The following is a 3,524-nucleotide window of genomic DNA, read 5'->3' on the forward strand; positions in this document are numbered from 1 at the left end:
TCAGACCGGCGGATTGCATCGGTGCGAAAATAGCACCGGTGTTTGGACGTGTTTTAAAAGTGCGTTTTTAGTGTTAAAAACGGCGGAAGTTGAGATAATAAATTGCAAGAAGGTTGATGAGGGATTCTATGTGCCTAATATGGCGTATGCTTTAGTAATGCAGCTTTCCCATCTGAAGCAGCATTTTTTTGGAACGGGAATTGGCTTGCGACAATTGGTGGATTATCGTCAACTTCTATTAAATTGCTCAACACAAGAACGAAAACGTGCCTGTGATGCTTTGAAAAAGTGTGGCCTTTGTCATATGGCTGGTGCTGTAATGTGGGTGATGCAAGAAGTATTTTGTTTGGGTGATTCTCTCTTGTTATGCCCGCCAGATAAGAAACGTGGTGATATTCTTTTAAATGTCATTTTGTCTGGTGGAAATTTTGGCCAATATTCAAAAGCTTACGAACTTAGTTTGATTAAACGTTGGCTTTCCGACAGGTTGTTCTCTCTTAAAATGATGAAGTTTGACTTTTCGGAAGGGGTATGGCATGAAGTTTTTTATTGGAAATGGACTATATCTTTGATTCCCAAAAGAATAAAAAAAGGTAAAATAGCCTTAGGAAGAAGATAAATGAAGAATATCACTGCCGTCCACTAAAAACAGGATCAATCGTCAATGTCTCAGGGAGTCCGTGAATATACCGGAGCGAAGTATAGCTTCTGAGAACGAAAATTCCCCTTTGAAGGATTTGATCGGGTAAAATGTCGATGCAAAAATACTATATTACCCACTGGTTACTGTTATGGATAATTTCAAAGTCAAAAAAATTGCAGTTAAGAATTTTAAGTCGCTGTCGAATTTTGAAATCAGCGACTTGACTGATTTTGTTTGTTTGATTGGTGTGAATGGTTCCGGAAAAACGACTGTATTGCAGCTACTTGGATTTATCAAGGCGCTGATGAACGGCAACATGAAGGAGTGGCTTGCAAGTCAGGATTTGACTGCTAACGAACTGCTGACCATTGGGACGGAGAAAAAGTTTTCAATTGAAATCCGGATTGAGGCAGTATTGAATTCCACAGATGTCTATTGGGAAGGTAAATTCAATACAAGGGAATTACGTTGCTCGTCTGAAATCATGCAAGATGACAATGCCAAGTATTCTTATTCTTCTGGAAAATTCATTACTAAAATCTCCGATGAAACGAAAAGTGTTGATTTCAGCAATTTAAAGTACGATGGATCAATCTTTTCGTTGTATGCGACAAAACTGGGCGGTCAACTAAAGCAGTTGAAACTGTTTGGAGTTCTTGATCCCCACGCAATCGCTTCTTCGACAAGGCAAAGTTCAAAAAATGCGCCTGTGGATGTTGAGGAGAATGGTAAGAATCTGTGTGGTTTTTTTGCCAATCTGCCATTGGATTCACAAAAGAAAATTTTTGAGGATTTGCAGCAATTTTATCCGACCTTGAAGAAATATGAAGTGAAAAAACAACGTTTCGGTTGGAAGACGATTCTGTTAAGTGAACTGGAAAAAACTGCTTTCAACGCCACAAGTTTAAGCTATGGGACGCTTCGCCTTTACTTGATGCTGTCCCAGCAGTATGCGGATTGCCCCTTGGTCCTTTTTGACGAAGTGGAAAACGGCTTGAATCAGGAACTTTTTGACAAGTTCGTAAAAATGCTTCTTGGCTATAAGGATCATGGAAAACAAATTGTCGTGACAACTCATAGCGGTTTGTTGTTGAATTATCTGCCCGATGCCGTTGCCGCAGAAAGTGTTCTGTTCTTGTATAAGGATAGAAATAACTTTACCAAGGCAAAGAAATTTTTTAAGATTCCTGCCCTGCAAGAAAAACTCCAAATTATGGGGCCAGGAGAGGCTATGGGCGATACCGACTTGAATGCTCTTTCTGAGAGTCTTAGAAAAGAGGACTGATCATGCCCGGTATCGTGATTTGTGGTGAAGGTCCGACCGATCTGTACTACGATAAGCAGACTAATTCTCGGGGTCCTCTGAAAGTTTGTGTAGATAAGCTTCTAGAATCATTTTGGGATGACGTCTCGTATGTTGATTTTGTGCAGGTTAGCCGAGGTGATCTTGAGGCGACAGATAAGGGCAAACCGGAAAAGAAAACAGCGGTTGTCCGTGGTTTAAAGAAAAATTTTGCGAATGCCGCCTATGTGTCTAAATGCGCTAAATTACTGGCAGAAAAAGCGAAAGTTTTTGCCAAGGCAAATGAAGACGATTGGGGTGTAATTTTCTTTAAGGATTTAGACGCATCTTCTGGTACGGATATCGACAAAGTGTATAACGCCATGTTTTCTGCAATGGAAGATGGTTTTGAATCTGCAAATTTCGAAACAGGGGTTCCGATGGTTCCTAAGACAAGAAGTGAATCCTGGATTTTGTGTGCCTTAAGTCCAAAAGACGCTTCAAAGAACGATTTTTTTGAGAAGCTTCCGATGTCAGACAAAAGTCCAAATTCGGGAAAAAAGGTTTTGGCGAAGATTTTGAATGTGGATGAAGATGAATCGTATAAAATTGTTGGAGAACGTGTAGAATCATTCTTGTGGGAGCAAATTCAAGCGCCTAGTTTTATCGTGTTTAAAGATAAACTCTACAATATGTCCAGCAAAATTCTTGGACGAAGGTAGTTTGCAAACTATGTCCTCTCTCCGCATGGGTATTTCTTTGTAGTCTTTTTCTTTAGATGTAAGGTTTGTTTCAAAACAGGTGGCTTCCGCTTGTAAGAACTGTAGTCGCAAATAAAATGAATTCAAAAGAATTTAAAAAACTTTATTGGAAAAATTTTAAATCTATCGAATTTGAATTTTTGGATTGCTCTAAGTTTGTTGCGATTGATCGCATTAATTATGCATGCTATTCAGATGCATTTTGAAGTTGATATTGCAGATTGGTAGTGAAGTTGATGTTGTGTTGCAACTGTTGTGCAATATATTGGATGGCGATAGTAATGCGTCGAAAATTGATCAGTATAAGGGAATAATTCTTAAACATCAACCTGAGTTTGAACAAGTCACCGTCGTTTCAGATGAGTACGGAATCTGTGAAATTCCTTGGAAAGGATGGTCTACTTCGAGTCCTATATGGTGGCGTCTTTACAACAAGATTAAACATGATAGATTAGGCATTGATAATGGAATTTTAAAAACAGGATTGTTCCAACATCAGATTCTAGGCCAGGTTCTTCCTGGCTTTTTTCATTTGGAAAATCCAGGTAGGTCAAGGTCTCCACACTCCCTTGGCGTCTGGAAAGACTTCCGAGGAAACTTCGCCAGCATTCCTTGCTCTCGCTACCCCCCCTCGCATACAGAAACGGATTTGAAAAAAGAACAAAGTGCTTTCATAAAAAAGTACATTTTTCTGGCTCTTCATCAACATGTGTGGGTGGCTTCGCCACCCTTTTTTGTTGACATTCGCCTAAATTAAACAAAAAATGGGCTATTTTCTAAAATTTAATCGCCAAAAAAAACAGAAGAAAAAGCCCATGTCAAAATTATACAAATCCAT

3 protein-coding genes and 1 pseudogene are annotated in these 3,524 nt (G+C 39.2%); all 4 read left to right on the top strand.

Annotation, left to right across the window (positions count from 1 at the left end):
- Positions 1-619 (top strand): annotated as a pseudogene (locus tag BUB38_RS15510) (nucleotidyltransferase family protein); the annotation flags it as partial.
- 172 nt (positions 620-791) lie between these two features.
- Complete coding sequence (locus tag BUB38_RS15515; protein WP_073161634.1) at positions 792-1,928, top strand: AAA family ATPase; 1,137 nt, start codon at positions 792-794, stop codon at positions 1,926-1,928.
- 2 nt (positions 1,929-1,930) lie between these two features.
- Positions 1,931-2,647, top strand: a complete 717-nt coding sequence (locus BUB38_RS15520) for a hypothetical protein (RefSeq protein WP_073161635.1) — start codon at positions 1,931-1,933, stop codon at positions 2,645-2,647.
- A 253-nt stretch (positions 2,648-2,900) separates the two neighbouring features.
- Positions 2,901-3,443, top strand: coding sequence for a hypothetical protein (locus BUB38_RS15525; RefSeq protein WP_073161636.1), 543 nt, complete (start codon positions 2,901-2,903; stop codon positions 3,441-3,443).
- Positions 3,444-3,524: the final 81 nt, after the last annotated feature.

Source organism: Fibrobacter sp. UWH5, assembly GCF_900142505.1.
Lineage (GTDB): Bacteria > Fibrobacterota > Fibrobacteria > Fibrobacterales > Fibrobacteraceae > Fibrobacter.

What these genes read in the sequence shown, in the direction of transcription:
- BUB38_RS15515 (WP_073161634.1), top strand. Translation starts at nt 792, where the DNA reads ATGGATAATTTCAAAGTCAAAAAAATTGCAGTTAAGAATTTTAAGTCG.
- BUB38_RS15520 (WP_073161635.1), top strand. Translation starts at nt 1,931, where the DNA reads ATGCCCGGTATCGTGATTTGTGGTGAAGGTCCGACCGATCTGTACTAC.